A 15,911-nucleotide genomic window follows, 5' to 3' on the forward strand; every position below is an offset into this window, starting at 1 on the left:
CTGGGCGTTAATCCGCCATACTAGGCTACGAATATATCTAGCTAAGTCGACGGTTGCGATTAGTCTTTAATGGTAACTATCGTCGCAATCTGTGAAAGCATTTGGTATGCCAGTCTTCGAACGCTTGAGCACGGGGCTTCACACTTCGCGGCGGCATATTAGCTACTTGGGGAGATAATAAGCTCCGAAGCGGCGCACCGGGTAACCGGAAAGGGTGTGTTAGTGGCGGCGCGGCCCGATTAATATCAAATGCCGACCGCGCCCCTTGTTGCTCGATGAGGTCGCCGCTCATCTCATCGCTTTATGATGGAAATCACCCGCTCTCGGGGGCTTTCGTCCAGTCTCGTGCAGCCCGCGGTGAGCCCCGGGGCGCTGCTCAATGTGGGTCCAGTCTTGTCGCTCATTTGATGATTCCTGGTAACCAAGTGGCGATGGATGGGAAGAAGAACAGGGCGGCGAGCAGTAGCACGCTCATGGCGATATAGGGCACGATGGCACGGAATATGTGGGCCATGCTCACGGTAGGAGGAGCGACGCCTTTCATCGTCATTAGAAGCAAGCCATGCGGGGGCAGCAGCAAGCCCATCTGCATGCAGACGAGGAACATGATGCCGAACCAAACAGTGTCGACTCCTAGCTTCTGCACAATCGGCATGAAGATGGGGATTGTGATGAGCATCATGCTCACCTGGTCCACGAAGATCCCAAGGAAGATTAGGATCAGCATCATGCCGGCAATGATGGCCATCGGCCCGAGGCCAATGGCCGTGATTGACTCGACGATTCCGTTGGAAGCCCCGGAGAAAGTCAGGATCTGGGCGAACGTGGTCGCGCCCATGATGATCAGCAGAATCATCCCGGAGATTCCGATCGTTCCTCGCAAAGATTTCATGAGCGCCTGCAGCGACAGTGCGCGGTACGCAAGGGCAATCACCAACGTGGCCACCACGCCCAGTGCCGCGCTTTCCGTCGGTGTGGACCAGCCCGCAACCATTGCGCCAACCACCACTCCGAAGATAGAGAGCAGTGGAAGCACGTACTGGAAGAAGAGCTTGTACCGCTCCCACCCGTGGAAGTGCTCAAACTCACCGGCCGGAGCCAGCGAGGGATTCATGGCGCAGCGCAGCACGATCCAGGCGATGAATCCGATCGATAGGAGGACTCCAGGGACGATGCCGCCGATCAGAAGCCCTGAGATCGAGATGTTCGCGAGGCTGCCAAGCAGAACGGTTAACGCGCTGGGGGGAATCAGCATGTCGACTGCCCCGATCGCCATGATCGGGCCAGTGGCCATGGTCGGATGGTAGCCACGCTGCAACATGACGGGCACCATCAGGGATCCGAGCATCGCCGTCGTGGCGATCGTCGACCCCGAGATGGCGGAGAATACCGACCCCGCAACAACAGCTACCACCGCCAAGCGGCCCGGCACCCGAGTGATCAGCCGCTCCACGCCTTCGATGACCTTCACCGCCAGGCCGGTGTGGAACAGGATCTCGCCCATTAGGATGAACAACGGAATGGGCGTCAACGAAAAGCTGGTGACGGCGGCCACGCTATTGCGTGCCAACTGCACGAGCCCCGCCTCGCCGCCCAGGTACATACAGGCGCCCACGAGGTTGGTTATGAGGAACGCGAAGGCCACTGGAAGGCCGACGAAGAGAAGGAGCGTGGAGCCGCCAAGAAGCAGCCACGCGGGAAGGATCCAGGCACTCATGCTGTAGATACCGCGTCCGAACGCGGCCCCCTCTGGCTATGCGCAAGCCGCCACATGCGGAATGCAAACTCGACGGCCAGCAACGCGAACGCAACTGGCAACGGCGCCATCACCCACCATTCTGGGATGACAATGCTCTTGATCTGGATCGCTCCGCTTGCGTAGCTCCGGAAGGCCATCACCACGCCCATCCACGCCACCACCACGCATCCCGTGAGAGCTATCACGTCCGAAAGCCACTCACAGGCCCAAGCGAGCTTGGCGGGAACGGCGCGCAGCACGATATCCACCCGGATGTGCTGTCCTGCGCGCAGCAGCCAAGGCGCGGCCAACAAGGTGCAGAAGTAGAGGGCGTACTCCGAGATGTCGTTGGACGCTGGGAAGCCGCGCGGCAAGCCTGGGATCACCAGGTTTCGCAACAGGACATCCAGGGTAATTGAGCCTACGATCATCAACAGCAGAAGGCAGGCCAGCACCATCAAGAAGTCGTAGAGGCGGCCAACAGCGGCCTGCAGGGTTTCGATGATGTTGCCTGCAGGTGCGAGAGTTCTGTTAAGTGATTCGCCGCTCATTGCTTCCTCATCGCTTCTTTGGACAGCAGTGCGCGCAGCTTCGGTCCATGGACCGGGCTCGTCTTGATCAGGTCCGCCCAGCCCGCCTCGTAGACGGCGTCCAGGTACTTTGCGGTTTCGGCGGCGCCAAACGTGAGCGGCTGGATGCCGGAGGCGTTTTGCTTCTTCTTCTCGTCCTCCCCCTCCTTGTGCCAGTAGGAGGAGTTACTCTCGATTTCCATCGCCATCTTCTGGATGAAGTCGCGCTGCTGCGGCGTCATGGATTTCCACTTGTCTAGGTTCATGATCAGCGACACGTCCGCGTCGTAGAAGCCCGGATCCACCCGGAATTTCGTAAGCGGCGCTATCTTCAGGTCGAAGATGCCGCCGATCGACCAACCGTAGCCGTCGATGACACTGCGTTCCAGAGCTGTGTAGATTTCGCCAGGAGGGATGTTGATTACGTTTCCATTTAGCGCCTGTACCGCAGGCCGGATGGCGGGCGACACGCGGATCTTCTTGCCGGTGAGATCCAGCTTGTCAATCTTCTGGGTCAGGAATATGTGGAAGGGGTAGCCTTCCACCATGCGGGCGAGGTACACCATATTGCCCTTCTCATTCCAGACCTTGTTGATGTATTCAATCGCGCCGTTCTTGCGCTGCTCGCTCACCGGAATCTGCGCCATCTTAAGCATGTCGGCTTCCGGGAACACGTTCGTGTAGAAGGCACCCGGACTGAGGGCCATATCAACCACGCCGCTCTTCACCGCATTCCCGATCTCGAAAGTCGGGATCGCGCGCGGGCCCCCGATGAAGCTTATCTTGACCAGGCCCTTGCCTTTCGAATTCACTCGCTCGCTCCACTTCACCAACTCCTGCACCCACGACGTGTTCTCGGGAAATGCCGTGGCCAGCCGGATCTGCGCTTCCTCCGCTGCTGCCGAGACAGCCAGCAGGCCGAGAACAGCCGTGGCCGCAAGACGTTTGAGTAATTTGGACATCTGTTTGTCTCCGTTATCGTTGTAGAACAGGGAAAGGCGGCGTTACGGCTCAACTGGATCGGGCACGATCTTGATGGTGCGCGGGCGCTTCAGCGCGGCGAGCATGCGATCAGCCTGCGCCTTGGCTTCCGTAGCGGCCGCAGATTTCACAGTTTCATAGCCGCGGATCGTTGTAGGTAGCCGGAGTAGCTCGACGACTTGGGCGGAGTTGTGCGCGTCGAGCAGCTTGAGACCTTCGCCTAGCACACCCTCGTACCATGCGAGCAGCGCACGCTCCTCCTTGCGTGATGCGAGCGCGTAAAACGGGTCCAAAGCGGTGCCCCGAAGGAACTTGAGCGCGGCCAAGGTTTTCAGTGCGGGACGAATCCAGCCGCCCACGCGCAACTTGCCTTTCAGGCCCAGGGTGCGTGCGAGAGGCGGCTGGAGGTTATATTTCAATCGAACGCTGCCGGAGAACATGTCCGCAACCCGTTTCTCGAACCCGGAGAGCGTCAGCAGGCGAGCGACTTCGTACTCGTCCTTGTAAGCCATTAGCTTGTGAAGGCTCTCGGCAATCGCCGCCGTGACCTCGTAGCCGTGGCCCTCGCCGCGTGCGGCAGCCTCCGCCTGCAGCGACGCCGTCACGCGCCCCAGGTAACGGGCAGCGTACGCAGTATTCTGATAGTCGATCAGATCCGCGAAACGCAGTTGCACGCGCTCCCGCAACTGCGGCGACAGCTTCGCCAAGTGCGACTCGAAGCGCGCCAGCGCTTTCAGTTTGCCTTCACTGCGCAGGGCACGTAGGCGCTCCGTGCGGTCGGCCAGCGGGTGAAGCTTCAGGGAGCCCATCACTTCGACCCGCTCGGGCGCATGCACCCACAGTCTCCCGGCGCGAAATGCCATCGTGTTGGCTTCCACCTGGGCGCCATTCAGCCCAATGGCAGCTTCGATGCATTCCGCACGGATCGGCAGCCACCCTGCCTGGTACGCAGCGCCGATAGCGACCATGTTGGTCATCATGAAATCACCGAAAAGCGCTTCCGCGATACGGCGCGCGTCCAGCGTCAGGACGCTCTCTTTCCGCCCGGCGGCTGCGACCGTCTCGCACAACTCCAGCGTGGGCAGCGTCTTGCGCGAGTCGCGGATGACATCCCCGTTCGGAAACACACCCGCATTGACGACGACTCGAGTATGGTTGGCATCGCAGCACTTCAGGTTGTTCGTTTCCACGGCCGCGAGCAGGTCGAGGGCGAGGTAGAGGTCGGCTTTGCCGATGCCTACCTTGTTGGTGTGCGGCGGCCGGTCCGCCGGAGCCAGGATCAGGCTGGAGAGCACGGCCCCCCACTTCTGCGCCGCTCCGGTCTGGTCATACGTTTTCACCTGCAGACCCTGCATGCACGCCGCCTGCGCAAGGATGGCGCTGGCCGTCAGCACGCCGGATCCGCCGAGGCCCGGGATGTAGATGTGATAGGGCGCCTGCAACGATCCCGGCTCGATCTCCGGAATACTGGCGGCATCGATGGCGGGTAGGCTCGGCTTTCGAACGCCTTTTCCGGACTCCACTTCCACCGTGACGAAGGACGGGCATTCTCCCTGGATGCAGGCCTGGTCCTGGTTGCACGTTGACTGGTGGATCTGCGTCTTTGGCCCGAATTCGGTGGGCACCTTCTGCAGCGACATGCAGTTGGCCTTCGCGCCGCAATCGCCGCAGTTCTCGCAAACCTCTTCGTTGACCACAGTGAATACGGTGGGCGCGGGCAGCAGCCCCCGCTTTTGGCGCCGACGCCGCTCATTCGCACACGCCCCGTCGTAGATCAGGATCGTGACCCCCTTAATCGCCGCGAGCTCCTTCATGGTCTGCTCGAGCTGGTCCGGTGAGCGGCGCACTAGGCTGGCGGGGAGTTGCACTCTGGCGTACTGGTCCGGCTCTTTCGTGACTAGGACCACGCGGGATGCGCCGTCCTGCAATAGACGGCCGGCAAGGTCCGCAATCGCACTCGCCCCTACCGCTTCCTGGCCGCCGGTGTTAGCGAGAACGCCGTTGATCAGGAGCTTGAACGTCATGTTCGCCCCGGTTGTGATCGCGAACCGGATGTTCTGATAGCTGGAATGGAACAGTGCGCCGTCGCCGACGTTCTGCACGATGTGCGGCCGGCTCGTGTATGGCGCCAGGCCCAGCCACGGCAAGCCTTCGCCACCGAGCTGGGTTGTCGCTTCCACGCGCTTTTGTGGCTTGTCCATGAGCGCCGCGAAGAGGTGGCAGCCGGGTGCCCCCCAGGCCATCTGGCCCGGCGCGAGCAGGGTCGACACATTGTGCGGGCATCCCGAGCAGTAATTCGGTGCCCGGCCCGGAAGCGCGGCATCGCGCTTCACGCTATTTCCCTCCAGATACTGGATGCGCTCGCGGCCGCGCTCCGGAAGCGGCGTGCTTCGCGCCAGAATCCGGGCCAGTCTTTCGGCCACCATGTCCGCTGTCATGCCGCCCTCTACCGGGAAGAGGCGCTGACCATGTTCGTCGTGCTTGCCGAGGATCTCGCGAACGGTGGCGCCGACAGCCCCCGCTGCGACCTGCCGCTCCAGGAAATCGCGCTTCTCCTCGATGACGACGATGGTCTGGAGGCCTTCGGCGAATTCGCGGAAGAAGGCGCCGTCAGCGGGACAAAGCAGGCCGACCTTAGCGAGGCGGATGCCTTGGGCCTGCAGGGCCGGTCCGTCGAAACCGAGGTCTTCCAAGGCTTGTTGGGTGTCGGCCCAGCTCTTTCCGGCGCTGATGATTCCGATGCGGTCCCCGGGCGCCGAGCGCACGATGCGATTGAGGCCATTCGCGCGGGCGTAGGCCAGTACCGCCGCATGTCGCTCGTCGTAGAGGCGCCGCTCGGTCTCGACATTCGTCACCGGAAAGAAACGGTGGTTCGCCATCCTGGTAAATGGCTTTCCGCCGATCTGCAGCTCCGGGATCTGCGTACGGATGCCGGCAGGGTGCAGCTGCACGACTTCGCCGCCGTCGCACAGGGTGCCGACAAGCTTTAGCGCCACCCAGCATCCGGAGAAGCGCGACAGCGCGGCGGCGTGCAGGCCGTAGTCCAGGAACTCCTGGACGCTGGCGGGATACAGCACGGGGATGCCGTGGTGTTCGAAAGAGAACTCCTGCTGATAGGGGACGGTCGAACTCTTCGCTTCGTGGTCCTCGCCGCTAAGAATGACCACGGCGCCGTGGCGGCTCGTGCCAGCGAAGTTTGCGTGCTTCAGCGCGTCGCCGGAGCGGTCCAGGCCCGGACCCTTGCCATACCAGTAGCCAACGACACCATCGACATCCGGGTGAGGGTGTTCATCGAGCATCTGCGTGCCGCTCAGCATGGAGACTGCGAACTCCTCGTTCTGCGCCGCACGGTGGGTGATCCCGTGGGCATCCAGAGTCCGTTTGGCCTGCCGCAGCGCGATGTCGATGCTGCCCAGCGGCGAACCGGGGTAGCCCGTGACGAACGCCTTGGTGCGCAAGCCAGTTTCCCCATCCGAGCGCATTTGCTCAACGATCATGCGGATCAGCGCCTGGTTTCCGTTCAGGAAGGCCAAGGGTGTGTCAGCCTCATAGCGAGCATCAAGAGAGCGGGCCATTACGTTTCCCTTTCCGAAACTCGCACTGCCATCGAACTAATGCCCTGCACCTTGGCGCCCGTTACGTCACCGTGGGCGAGCCTTACCTTGCTCCGCTCGCAGGCGGATTCCAGCTTAGCTAGCACTTCGAGTCGTGGTGTGTGAGAGCACTGGTTGCCATAGGTGTAAACACCCTGGCGCCCGCGGACCACTCGGATGTACTTGCAGCTTTGATGTCCCCGGATGACGTCACCGAACAACTCCTCATCCGCAGCCTGTATTGCCCCCACCGCGACGCCGGAGAATTCGACGCCCCAGCGGTAAGTCGCTCCCGGGTCCTGCTCTACGACGTGAATGCGGTGTTCTGGATGCTTTTTCTTCAGAAGGAAAGCTAAGAAGCACAGGCTGGCTGGGCCGTCCCTCACTACAAAGGTCTTCATGCGTTGTCTCCATTTAGAGTCTCAGTCTTGGGAATCGCATGCGATAGCACACGGCCAGAGAATTGACCGGGATCAATATTTGTGCAATAAAGGCGGCGTTATTTTCGATATTTGCCAAACAAATGCCCGGTCGATTCGATCTCAATCTCTTGCGGGTGCTCGTGGCGCTTCACCGCTGGAGAAGCGTGTCCAAGGCGGCGGAGGAACTCGATTTGAGTCAGCCGGCGACGAGCCTCGCATTGGGGCGCCTGCGCACCCGCCTCGGGGATCCGCTCTTCGTGCGCTCACCGTCAGGAATGCTGCCGACGCCGCGCTGCACGGAGCTGGCGGACGCGGCGTCGAAGGCGCTGGCGGACTTCGAAGGGAACATTCTTCAGTGCCCCACATTCGAGCCGGCTACGGCTCGGCGCGATTTCGTCGTCACCATGGCCGACGTCGGCGAGCTCTACTTCCTGCCCCGGTTGATGGCACATCTCGCGCGGGCGGCGCCTCAATGCAACCTCAGATGCGAGACTTTCCCGATAGAAGACATTGAGCTGGCGCTGGAGGAGGGGCGCTGCGATCTGGCTCTGGGGTTCTTTCCCAACCTGGAGCGCCCGGCACTCTACGCCCAGCAGTTGTTCATGCACTCGCTGGTGTGCCTAGTGCGGGCAGACCACCCTTATGTGCCGTCTTCTCGCATCAGCATGCGCGACTTTCTGGAGCTTTCGCACGCGGTGGTGGAACCTATGGGGCGCAGCCATGAGCTATTCGAAGGGCTACTCAAGGAGAAGGGCTACCGAAGACGTGTGCAATTGATGTCGGTCCACTTTCTGTCCATTCCGGCAATCATCGCGGCCACCGACCTCATCGTGACGGTGCCTCAATCCCTTGCAGACTACTATGTGGGCCTGGAGAACCTGCGGATCGTCGAGCCACCGATCAATATCAAGCCCTATGCGCTGAAACAGTTCTGGCATCCGCGTTTCCATACAGATCCTGCGGTCAGGTGGTTACGGGAGTCGGTCGTCGAATTGTTCAGCAAACATCGATAGCAATCAAGAGCCGTCTTGGCACGCGGCGCATGGGGAGAGGGATACAGAGACGTCGGGACACGCACCTCGTTAGCCAGGGCACGAAAAGCAGTGCACGTACGAGTCATTGTTCTCGACAAATGCGGAGATCGCAGTGGGTCTGCGCGCCTCGGCGCTTGCTACCCCGAGGGCTTCGATCACCGCGTATATGCGGTTATGGATTGCGTATTGTGGGTCGCCTCCCTTTTCCAGGCGAGCGAAAAGCGCTTGCGGCCGCTGCGCGGTTGCCCTTTCGGCATCCGATTACTTCGATTGCCGCACACGGCTGGACGAGTTTGGGGCAGTCACAGATGCCGGTGATACACATGCCGCAAATCTATTGCTCGCGACAAGGCCTGCGCCAAGGTCTGCTATCAGCCACTCGGCATTAGCCGCGGTCCGATCCATTTGCGCGTGATGGTGGCGCCGGCGGACGGCAGACTGCTCGGTCACTGACCTGCGGATTCGCCGCGCATGCATCGGCGAACTGCCTTATGGTGCGGCTGCGACGGCAGCGCCCATGCGTGGCCTCTCGGCATGGTCCGCATCTTTTTTTGCGGAATATCGCGCGTCGCGGCTGACATGTGAGGTAGTGTCTTCAGGCGTTCTCGGTGAAAGCTTCCACAATCTGACCTCGCAGCCACTTCAGTCCAGGGTCCGCGTGGAAGCGCGCATGCCAGTACTGCTTTAGCGCGTAGCGACGCGTATTGACGGGGGGCTGCACAATGCGCACTTCCCCGAACCGTACAAAGTACTCCGCCACCGCTTGCGGTACCGTGACGATCATATCGGTCGCAGCAACGATTGCAGGCACGCTCATGAAATGTGGGATGCTGAGTTGAACGCGGCGGCTGAGGCCTTTGCTCTTCAACAGGCGCTCAAAGAGTTCGTGGCTGCGTCCCTCAGGTTCTACGACGGCATGCGGCAATTCGAGGAATACGGCCAATGGAATTCTCTCTGTCTTCACGCGAGGATGATCTTTGCGCACAAGGCAGACGAAGCGGTGTTCGAACAGCCGCTGCATATAGAAGCCGGGACGTTCCAGATCGGGGAAGAAGCCGATCGCCATTTCGACTTGCCCGCTCTGCATGGCCTCCGGCAACTCACGCACGGACAGTGCTTTTGCCCTGAGATTGCAGTGAGGCGCCAGCCGTGACAACCTGGCCATCAGCTTGGGCAGGAACACCACTTCGCCAATATCGGACAACGTGACCACGAAGTCCCGCCGCGCGTTCAAGGGATCAAAGTCGGCAGGAGTCTGCACCACGCCGTCTATCAGGGATAGCGCTTCTAGCGCCGCCGTCACTGCTTCATCGCACCTGCCGGTCGCCACCATGCCACTAGAACCACGGACGAATAGCGGGTCGCCAAGGATGCGGCGCAGGCGACCGAGCGCGAGGCTGGCTGCTGGCTGGCTCAGGTGGACGGCATCGGCCGCCTTGGACACGCTGCCCAACGCGTGAATCTGCGTAAGCAAGCGCAGGAGCTTCAGGTCGATCTCAGGCTGCATGCGTATCAGGTATTTAGCCCATAAATACTAACAATAACACTCATTGCATTGTGCATCTACGACCGGGTGTCCCATACTCGGATCCGTTGAACACAATAGACAGGAGACGATGCATGCGAGAGCCCTGCAAAGGAAAGGGAGGGGCGGACCCTGGAAATCAGCCTCTGCGCGCCTGTGACAAAACCGGCCCTCTGCACCCAATGGATGGGGTCGTGTACACCCCTCCGGAACAGGCCGCGTACTATCTCAACGGCGGCATCTGGGACCGCCAGACACTGGGCGATACCCTGCGAAGTGCCGCGAAGCACGCGCCAGAGCGGATTGCGTTCGTCTGCGAAGGCGACCGCATGAGCTTCGGCGAGCTCGACGCGAAAAGCGAGCGCCTGGCGTGCGGCCTGAGAGCGTTAGGGCTGCAAGTGCATGACCGAGCCATGTTCCAGATGGGAACCAGCATCGAAACGGTCGTCGCACTGTTTGCTTGCTTCAAGGCCGGCATCGTTCCTGTCTGCAGCATTCCCCAGTACAGGGAACTGGAGATCGGCAAGCTGGCCGAACTGACGAATCCCAAGGCTTACTTCGTACAGGCGGACGCCGGAGGGCGTTTCGATCTGGCGAAGTTCGCGTCCGGAATGTCGGAGCGACACCAGATCCCGCACCTTATCGTCGCCGGCGGCGCCCCGGACGCAAGGGGGCACGCGCTGGAGAGCCTCTGTGAGAGCACCGCGGAATTTTCCGCCCTGGATACGTCCGGTGAGTTCGGCTGTGAGGACGTAGTTGCCTTCCAGCTTTCTGGTGGTTCGACGGGCGTACCCAAGGTTATTCCGCGCTTCCATGCCGAGTATCAAAGTCACGTGCGTTCCTGGTGTGCCTGCTATGACATGCGGGATGGTCACGTTGGCATTTGGGCTCTACCGATCCTGCACAACGCCGGCATGATGTTCGCCATCGTTCGCACGGTGCTGTTCCGGGCAACGACAGTGTTGATGCCACAGTGGGACGTGGAACGCTACTTCGAAGCAATCGAGCACGAGCGCGTGCAGCATGCGTTCACCATCGGACCTCATGCGCCGGCGATCGCTGCCTACCCCCACGTCGCACGGCATGACCTGTCTTCCGTGCGTTCGCTGTCGACCTTGATGGGCGCGGAGGCCATCGAACGCGCGACCGGCATGCCATCAATCAACATGTTCGGGATTACCGAAGGGTTGGTGCTGACAGGCACTCCGGAGTCGTCGATGAAGGCGCGCCATGGCAGCGTAGGCATGCCATGCTCGCCCTACGACGAAGTGCGGCTGCTTCACCCTGGCACAGACGAGGAGGTACAGATCGGCGAGGCTGGGGAGCTGTGTTTCAGAGGGCCTTCGACGCTGCGCGGCTACTACGCGGCGCCGGAGATCAACGCGGTCAGTTTCACCCCAGACGGTTTCTTCCGGACCGGCGACCTGATCCGGGCCGCAGTGATCGACGGGCAGATCGTTTACCGCTTCGAAGGCCGGATGCGGGACAACATCAACCGCGGCGGCGAAAAATTCGGAACGGAGGACATCGAATACCTGATCGCTCGCCATCCGGCAATCGCCGACGGTAAGGTGGTGGCGATGCCCGATCCGATCTATGGGGAGAAGGCGTGCGCGTTCCTGATCATCCGAGACGGCCACAAGGTGCCTACCGTCGGGGAGCTGGGCGAGTACTTGCTCGCGCACGGCGTGGCCAAGTTCAAGCTGCCCGAGCGGATCGAAGCCTGCGACGCTTTTCCGACCACTCGTGTCGGCAAGCTTGATCGCGCGCATCTACGCGCAACGATCGCGGGAAAAATCGACGAAGAGTCAGTACATTGAGCCGGGCGACAATCATGCGTACCTACCGCTATAAGCGACGCCTGCACTGGAGCGAATGCGACCCTGGTGGCATCGTCTTCTTCCCCCACTACTCGCGCTGGATGGTCGATGGGCTGAACGAGATGCTCTTCTCGCTCGGAATAGACCCCACCGCGATCCTTGACGAAAAGACGCGCGGCGGTCTGCCGGTGGTGCAGTTGTCAATGCAATTTTTCGATGCGCCTACACTCCATTCCTACCTATGGCATGAGATCGCCGTCGAAAAGATCGGCGGGAAGTCACTTGGCTTCGTCCATCGCTTCCTGCGCGAAGACACCCTGCTCATGGAGGCACATGAGACCCGGGTCTGGGCCGTACACGCGGTCGGAACCACAACCTCGATGCATGCCCGTGTCGTGCCGGAATCGGTACGCGCACTGCTCATGGGCGACGACGCCGAGGTATTGGAGACAAACACATGAAGATCAATATCATAGGCGGCGGCCCGGCGGGCCTGTACGCAGCCCATCTCCTGAAGCGCGAGCGTCCTGACGCGACGGTCCATGTCTACGAGCAGAACGATGCGCATACGACCTTCGGATTCGGCGTCGTTTTCTCGGATCAGGCGCTAGATCTTCTGCGGGCAAGCGACGCGGAAACGCTCGAGATGATCAGCTGCGGGCTGGAGACATGGCGGGACATCGAACTGCGGATCCATGGTCAGACCATCCGGATCGACGGCGTCGGTTTCACGGCCATCGCCCGCCTGAAATTGCTGGAAATTCTACGCCAGAGGGCTGAATCGGTAGGTGCCGTACTGATCAACAATCGGGTCATCACCCGCCTGGACGACTTGGACGCGGCCGACCTCGTCATCGGCGCTGACGGCGTGAACTCCCTGGTGCGTCGCACGCATGAGCAAGCGTTCGGCGCGCGCATCGATTACCTCGATAACCGCTTCGCATGGTTCGGTGCCACGCGCCCGTTTGATCGCCTGACTCAGACTTTTAAGAAACTACCCCAGGGCTTCTTCAACGCTCACCACTACCGCTATTCGGCAAGCATGAGCACGTTTCTGGTGGAGGTCGATGCGTCGACCTTCGAGCGAATCGGTTTCGAGCACATGAGCGAGGATGAATCGCGGCGCTACTGCCAGGAGGTGTTTGCCGACGAACTGGCCGGTGCGTCGCTGGTGGTCAACCGGTCCCTGTGGCGACGCTTTCCCAAGATCAGCAATGCACGCTGGTCGGTCGGGAACTGCGTGCTCGTGGGCGACGCGCTTCGCACCGCACATTTCTCTATCGGCTCGGGAACCCGTCTGGCACTGGAGGACGTACAGGCGCTCGCGCAGTCGGTGGCAGATTACCCCGACAGCGTCCCCGACGCGCTGGCCAGCTTTGAAGCCCGCCGCCGGCCCATTGTGGAGAAGATCACCGCCGCAGCGAATCAAAGCGCCGATTGGTACGACCACTTTCCTCAACACATGGAACTGCCTGCATGGGAGTTCGCGATGGACTACATCGGCCGCACGGGACGCGTCGATCCAGATCGCTTGCGCAGCATGTCACCGCAGTTTGTAGATGGCTACGACGCGTGGCAGGCCGCCGCCGCTTCGTCATAAGCGGGAGCTCAATGCTCGCCATCTTCGTTGGCGGCGGCGGAAGAAACTCGAACGAGGAGACAAAACACATGACATCGACTGCAACCATCAACGCATCGCTTGCCCACACCATGGATGGCAAGTCGATGACATTCTTTCAGTGGCGGGCAATTGGGCTCTGCTTCCTGATCAACATGCTTGACAGCTTCGACGCGATGGTCATGGCGTTCACCGCGGCATCCGTCAGTGCACACTGGTCCCTGACAGGGGCGCAGCTGGGCTACCTTCTCAGTGCCGGCCTGGTCGGTATGACCGTCGGATCGCTGTTTATCGCCCCGTGGGCGGACCGCATCGGCCGGCGCCCGTTGGTGCTTCTGTGCATCGTTGTCGCCGGGCTGGGGAGAATCGCTTCCGACTATGCCAGGACGCCAACGCATCTTGGCCTGCTGCGCTTCGTCACCGGACTTGGCATCGGCGGTATCCTCGCCAGCAGCTACGTGATTGATGGCGAATACGCGTCTGCCGGAGCGTACGAGCGTAGCAGCAGGGTAGGATTTGTCCCGGCCTGCGATGAGGCTGGGATCAACTGTGCCCCCAACTAACTACCAGATTTCGCTCAGAACTGCGACTCATCCCGAGGGTGAGGGCGCACGGAGAAAAGCATGAACGTCGAGCAAGAGAGACAACGCTATTACGAGAATCTGCGGCCCTTGAACCTCGCACCGCTCTGGAGCGTGCTGAAGAAACTCGTGCCCGCCGAACCGGTACCGGAAGCTCAACCCTGGTGCTGGAACTGGGAGGATGTCTACCCTCAGCTGCTTCGCGCAGGACCGCTGATTTCAGCCGAAGAAGCGGAGCGCCGTGTTCTGGTGCTGGAGAACCCGGGCCTGCCCGGAAAATCACAGGTGACGGACACTCTCTACGCGGGGATCCAACTAATCTTGCCCAGCGAAGTCGCGCCTGCGCATCGCCACACGCAGTCGGCGCTACGCTTTGTCCTGCACGGAACCGGCGCATACACGGCCGTTGATGGCGAGAAGACGCGGATGAACCGGGGCGACTTCATTATTACGCCCTTCTGGACGTGGCACGACCACGGCCATGAAGGCACGGAACCAGTTGTATGGCTGGACGGGCTTGATGTGCCGCTTGTCAACTTTCTGCGGGCGGGGTTCCGCGAGAGTCATGAGGAGAAGGCACAGCCATCGACGCGAGTGAGTGGCGAAACGGCCGCCCGCTTTGGCTCAGGCATGCTGCCGCTCCAGTGCGACCGGGGCAATGCCACGTCGCCGATCTTCAGCTACCCGTACGAGCGCTCCCGCGAGGCGCTTCACGTCCTGGCCGGTGTCGAAGCGCCGGACCCCCATCTGGGCATCTGCCTTAAGTATGTGAATCCGCTGAACGGCGACTGGGCCATGCCCACGCTCGGCACGACACTACGCTATTTCCCGCGCGGGTTCTCTACCCGGCCGTATCGCTCTACCGAAAGCCTGGTCCTCGTCTGCGTTGAAGGACGCGCTAAAGTCACGATCGAGGAGGGGCCTACCTTTTCGGTGGGCCCTAACGACATTGCAGCAATTCCAGGCTGGTGTGCCTGCACTATCCACGCGGAGGAGGACTCGGTCTTCTTCAGCTATTCAGATCGGCCTGTGCACGAGAAGCTTGGCTTGCTGCGCGAGCAACGCGACTAACCCTCACTCTCTTGAAAGCATCATCATGAAACTCTGCATCTTTGACGACGACCGCATCGGTGTCGCCCTCGGACAGGATGTCGTCGACATTACCGATGTCTTCGCTTCGTCCTTTCGCCCAACCTGGCCTTATCCGAAGTATGACTGGATCATCAACAACTTCGAGAGCGTGCGGCCCCACATCGACGAGGCCATAGAGTCCGGGCGACGCGTTCCGCTTGCCAGTGTCCGTCTCCGCGCCCCTGTGGCCAATCCCGGAAAAATCATCGCCGCGCCGATCAACTACAAGGATCACATTGCAGAGGCCAACAACGACCCACAGATTAATCATGGGAAAACGTTCACGGACCTGAGCACGCTCGGGGTTTTCCTGAAGGCAAACAGTTCAGTCATTGGTTGTCATGAGGACATCAGGATTCCGTTCCCTGATCGCCGCACAGATCATGAAGTTGAACTGGCGGTCGTGATTGGCCGTGAAGCCAAGAAGGTGTCGCGGGAAAACGCTCTCGCTTTCGTGTTTGGGTATTGCATCGGACTTGACATGACGGTGCGCGGCCCCGAGTTGCCTGATTTCCGTAAGTCGGCGGATACGTTCTCTGTTCTCGGCCCCTGGATCGTCACAGCGGACGAGATCCCGGAGCCCAACTCCCTAGATCTGAGCATCCACGTCAACGGCGAACTGCGCCAGCAGTCGAACACCAAGTACCTGATCTATGACGTGCAACGGCTGATCGAGTACGCATCGGCGATGTACACGCTGTATCCCGGAGACGTAATCATGACAGGGACGCCCGCCGGCGTGAGCCCGGTCACTTATGGTGACATTCTGGAAGCGAGTGTTTCCGGTATCGGGACGATGACTGCGCGCGTGGCCGCAAATTAAGCCTCCAAGCTGCGATGTCGGCGCGAGCAGTGCTTTTGCAGCCCCACTGCATGAAGGTAGCGAACCCCGCACGCCG

The 15,911-nt window shown here is 60.9% G+C and carries 13 protein-coding genes; 7 read left to right on the top strand and 6 right to left on the bottom strand.

Annotation, left to right across the window (positions count from 1 at the left end; all coding sequences use genetic code 11):
• Positions 1-400: 400 nt before the first annotated feature.
• Genes RR42_RS24110 through RR42_RS24130 form a run of 5 tightly spaced genes read right to left on the bottom strand, consistent with a single transcriptional unit; the run spans position 401 to position 7,282 of the window.
• Positions 401-1,717, bottom strand: a complete 1,317-nt coding sequence (locus RR42_RS24110; protein WP_043353659.1) for a TRAP transporter large permease — start codon at positions 1,715-1,717, stop codon at positions 401-403.
• On the bottom strand, positions 1,714-2,289 hold the full coding sequence (locus RR42_RS24115) for a TRAP transporter small permease (RefSeq protein ID WP_082055073.1): 576 nt from the start codon (positions 2,287-2,289) through the stop codon (positions 1,714-1,716). Before RR42_RS24115 ends, RR42_RS24110 begins: the two co-directional genes overlap by 4 nt.
• Entirely contained in the window at positions 2,286-3,269 is a 984-nt protein-coding gene (gene dctP / locus RR42_RS24120) for a TRAP transporter substrate-binding protein DctP (RefSeq protein WP_043353661.1), read from the bottom strand. Before dctP ends, RR42_RS24115 begins: the two co-directional genes overlap by 4 nt.
• Before the next feature lie 42 nt (positions 3,270-3,311).
• On the bottom strand, positions 3,312-6,863 hold the full coding sequence (locus tag RR42_RS24125; protein WP_063778456.1) for an indolepyruvate ferredoxin oxidoreductase family protein: 3,552 nt from the start codon (positions 6,861-6,863) through the stop codon (positions 3,312-3,314).
• Positions 6,863-7,282 carry a hypothetical protein gene (locus tag RR42_RS24130; RefSeq protein WP_043353663.1) on the bottom strand — a complete coding sequence of 140 codons (420 nt, stop codon included), beginning with the start codon at positions 7,280-7,282 and terminating at the stop codon, positions 6,863-6,865. The genes RR42_RS24125 and RR42_RS24130 overlap by 1 nt, the downstream gene beginning before the upstream one ends.
• Before the next feature lie 62 nt (positions 7,283-7,344).
• Between RR42_RS24130 and RR42_RS24135 the strand changes: the two genes are divergently transcribed.
• Positions 7,345-8,316 carry a LysR family transcriptional regulator gene (locus RR42_RS24135; protein WP_144409936.1) on the top strand — a complete coding sequence of 324 codons (972 nt, stop codon included), beginning with the start codon at positions 7,345-7,347 and terminating at the stop codon, positions 8,314-8,316.
• A gap of 616 nt (positions 8,317-8,932) precedes the next feature.
• Here the strand turns inward: RR42_RS24135 and RR42_RS24140 are convergent.
• Entirely contained in the window at positions 8,933-9,844 is a 912-nt protein-coding gene (locus tag RR42_RS24140) for a LysR family transcriptional regulator (protein WP_043353667.1), read from the bottom strand.
• Positions 9,845-10,056: 212 nt separating this feature from the next.
• On the opposite strand from RR42_RS24140, the gene RR42_RS24145 reads away from it, so the two are divergent.
• Genes RR42_RS24145 through RR42_RS24170 form a run of 6 tightly spaced genes read left to right on the top strand, consistent with a single transcriptional unit; the run spans position 10,057 to position 15,835 of the window.
• Complete coding sequence (locus RR42_RS24145) at positions 10,057-11,682, top strand: AMP-binding protein (RefSeq protein WP_236702168.1); 1,626 nt, start codon at positions 10,057-10,059, stop codon at positions 11,680-11,682.
• Between the two features lie 14 nt (positions 11,683-11,696).
• The gene (locus RR42_RS24150) at positions 11,697-12,143 is read left to right on the top strand and encodes an acyl-CoA thioesterase (protein ID WP_052494913.1); all 447 of its coding nucleotides are present in this window, start codon (positions 11,697-11,699) and stop codon (positions 12,141-12,143) included.
• Positions 12,140-13,282, top strand: a complete 1,143-nt coding sequence (locus tag RR42_RS24155; RefSeq protein ID WP_043353671.1) for an FAD-dependent monooxygenase — start codon at positions 12,140-12,142, stop codon at positions 13,280-13,282. Before RR42_RS24150 ends, RR42_RS24155 begins: the two co-directional genes overlap by 4 nt.
• Before the next feature lie 11 nt (positions 13,283-13,293).
• The gene (locus tag RR42_RS24160; RefSeq protein WP_236702169.1) at positions 13,294-13,863 is read left to right on the top strand and encodes an MFS transporter; all 570 of its coding nucleotides are present in this window, start codon (positions 13,294-13,296) and stop codon (positions 13,861-13,863) included.
• Positions 13,864-13,923: 60 nt separating this feature from the next.
• The gene (gene gtdA / locus RR42_RS24165; RefSeq protein WP_043353675.1) at positions 13,924-14,952 is read left to right on the top strand and encodes a gentisate 1,2-dioxygenase; all 1,029 of its coding nucleotides are present in this window, start codon (positions 13,924-13,926) and stop codon (positions 14,950-14,952) included.
• A gap of 25 nt (positions 14,953-14,977) precedes the next feature.
• Positions 14,978-15,835, top strand: a complete 858-nt coding sequence (locus RR42_RS24170) for a fumarylacetoacetate hydrolase family protein (RefSeq protein WP_043353678.1) — start codon at positions 14,978-14,980, stop codon at positions 15,833-15,835.
• The last annotated feature ends 76 nt before the right edge of the window (positions 15,836-15,911 follow it).

The sequence above is a fragment of the Cupriavidus basilensis genome, from assembly GCF_000832305.1.
Lineage (GTDB): Bacteria > Pseudomonadota > Gammaproteobacteria > Burkholderiales > Burkholderiaceae > Cupriavidus > Cupriavidus basilensis_F.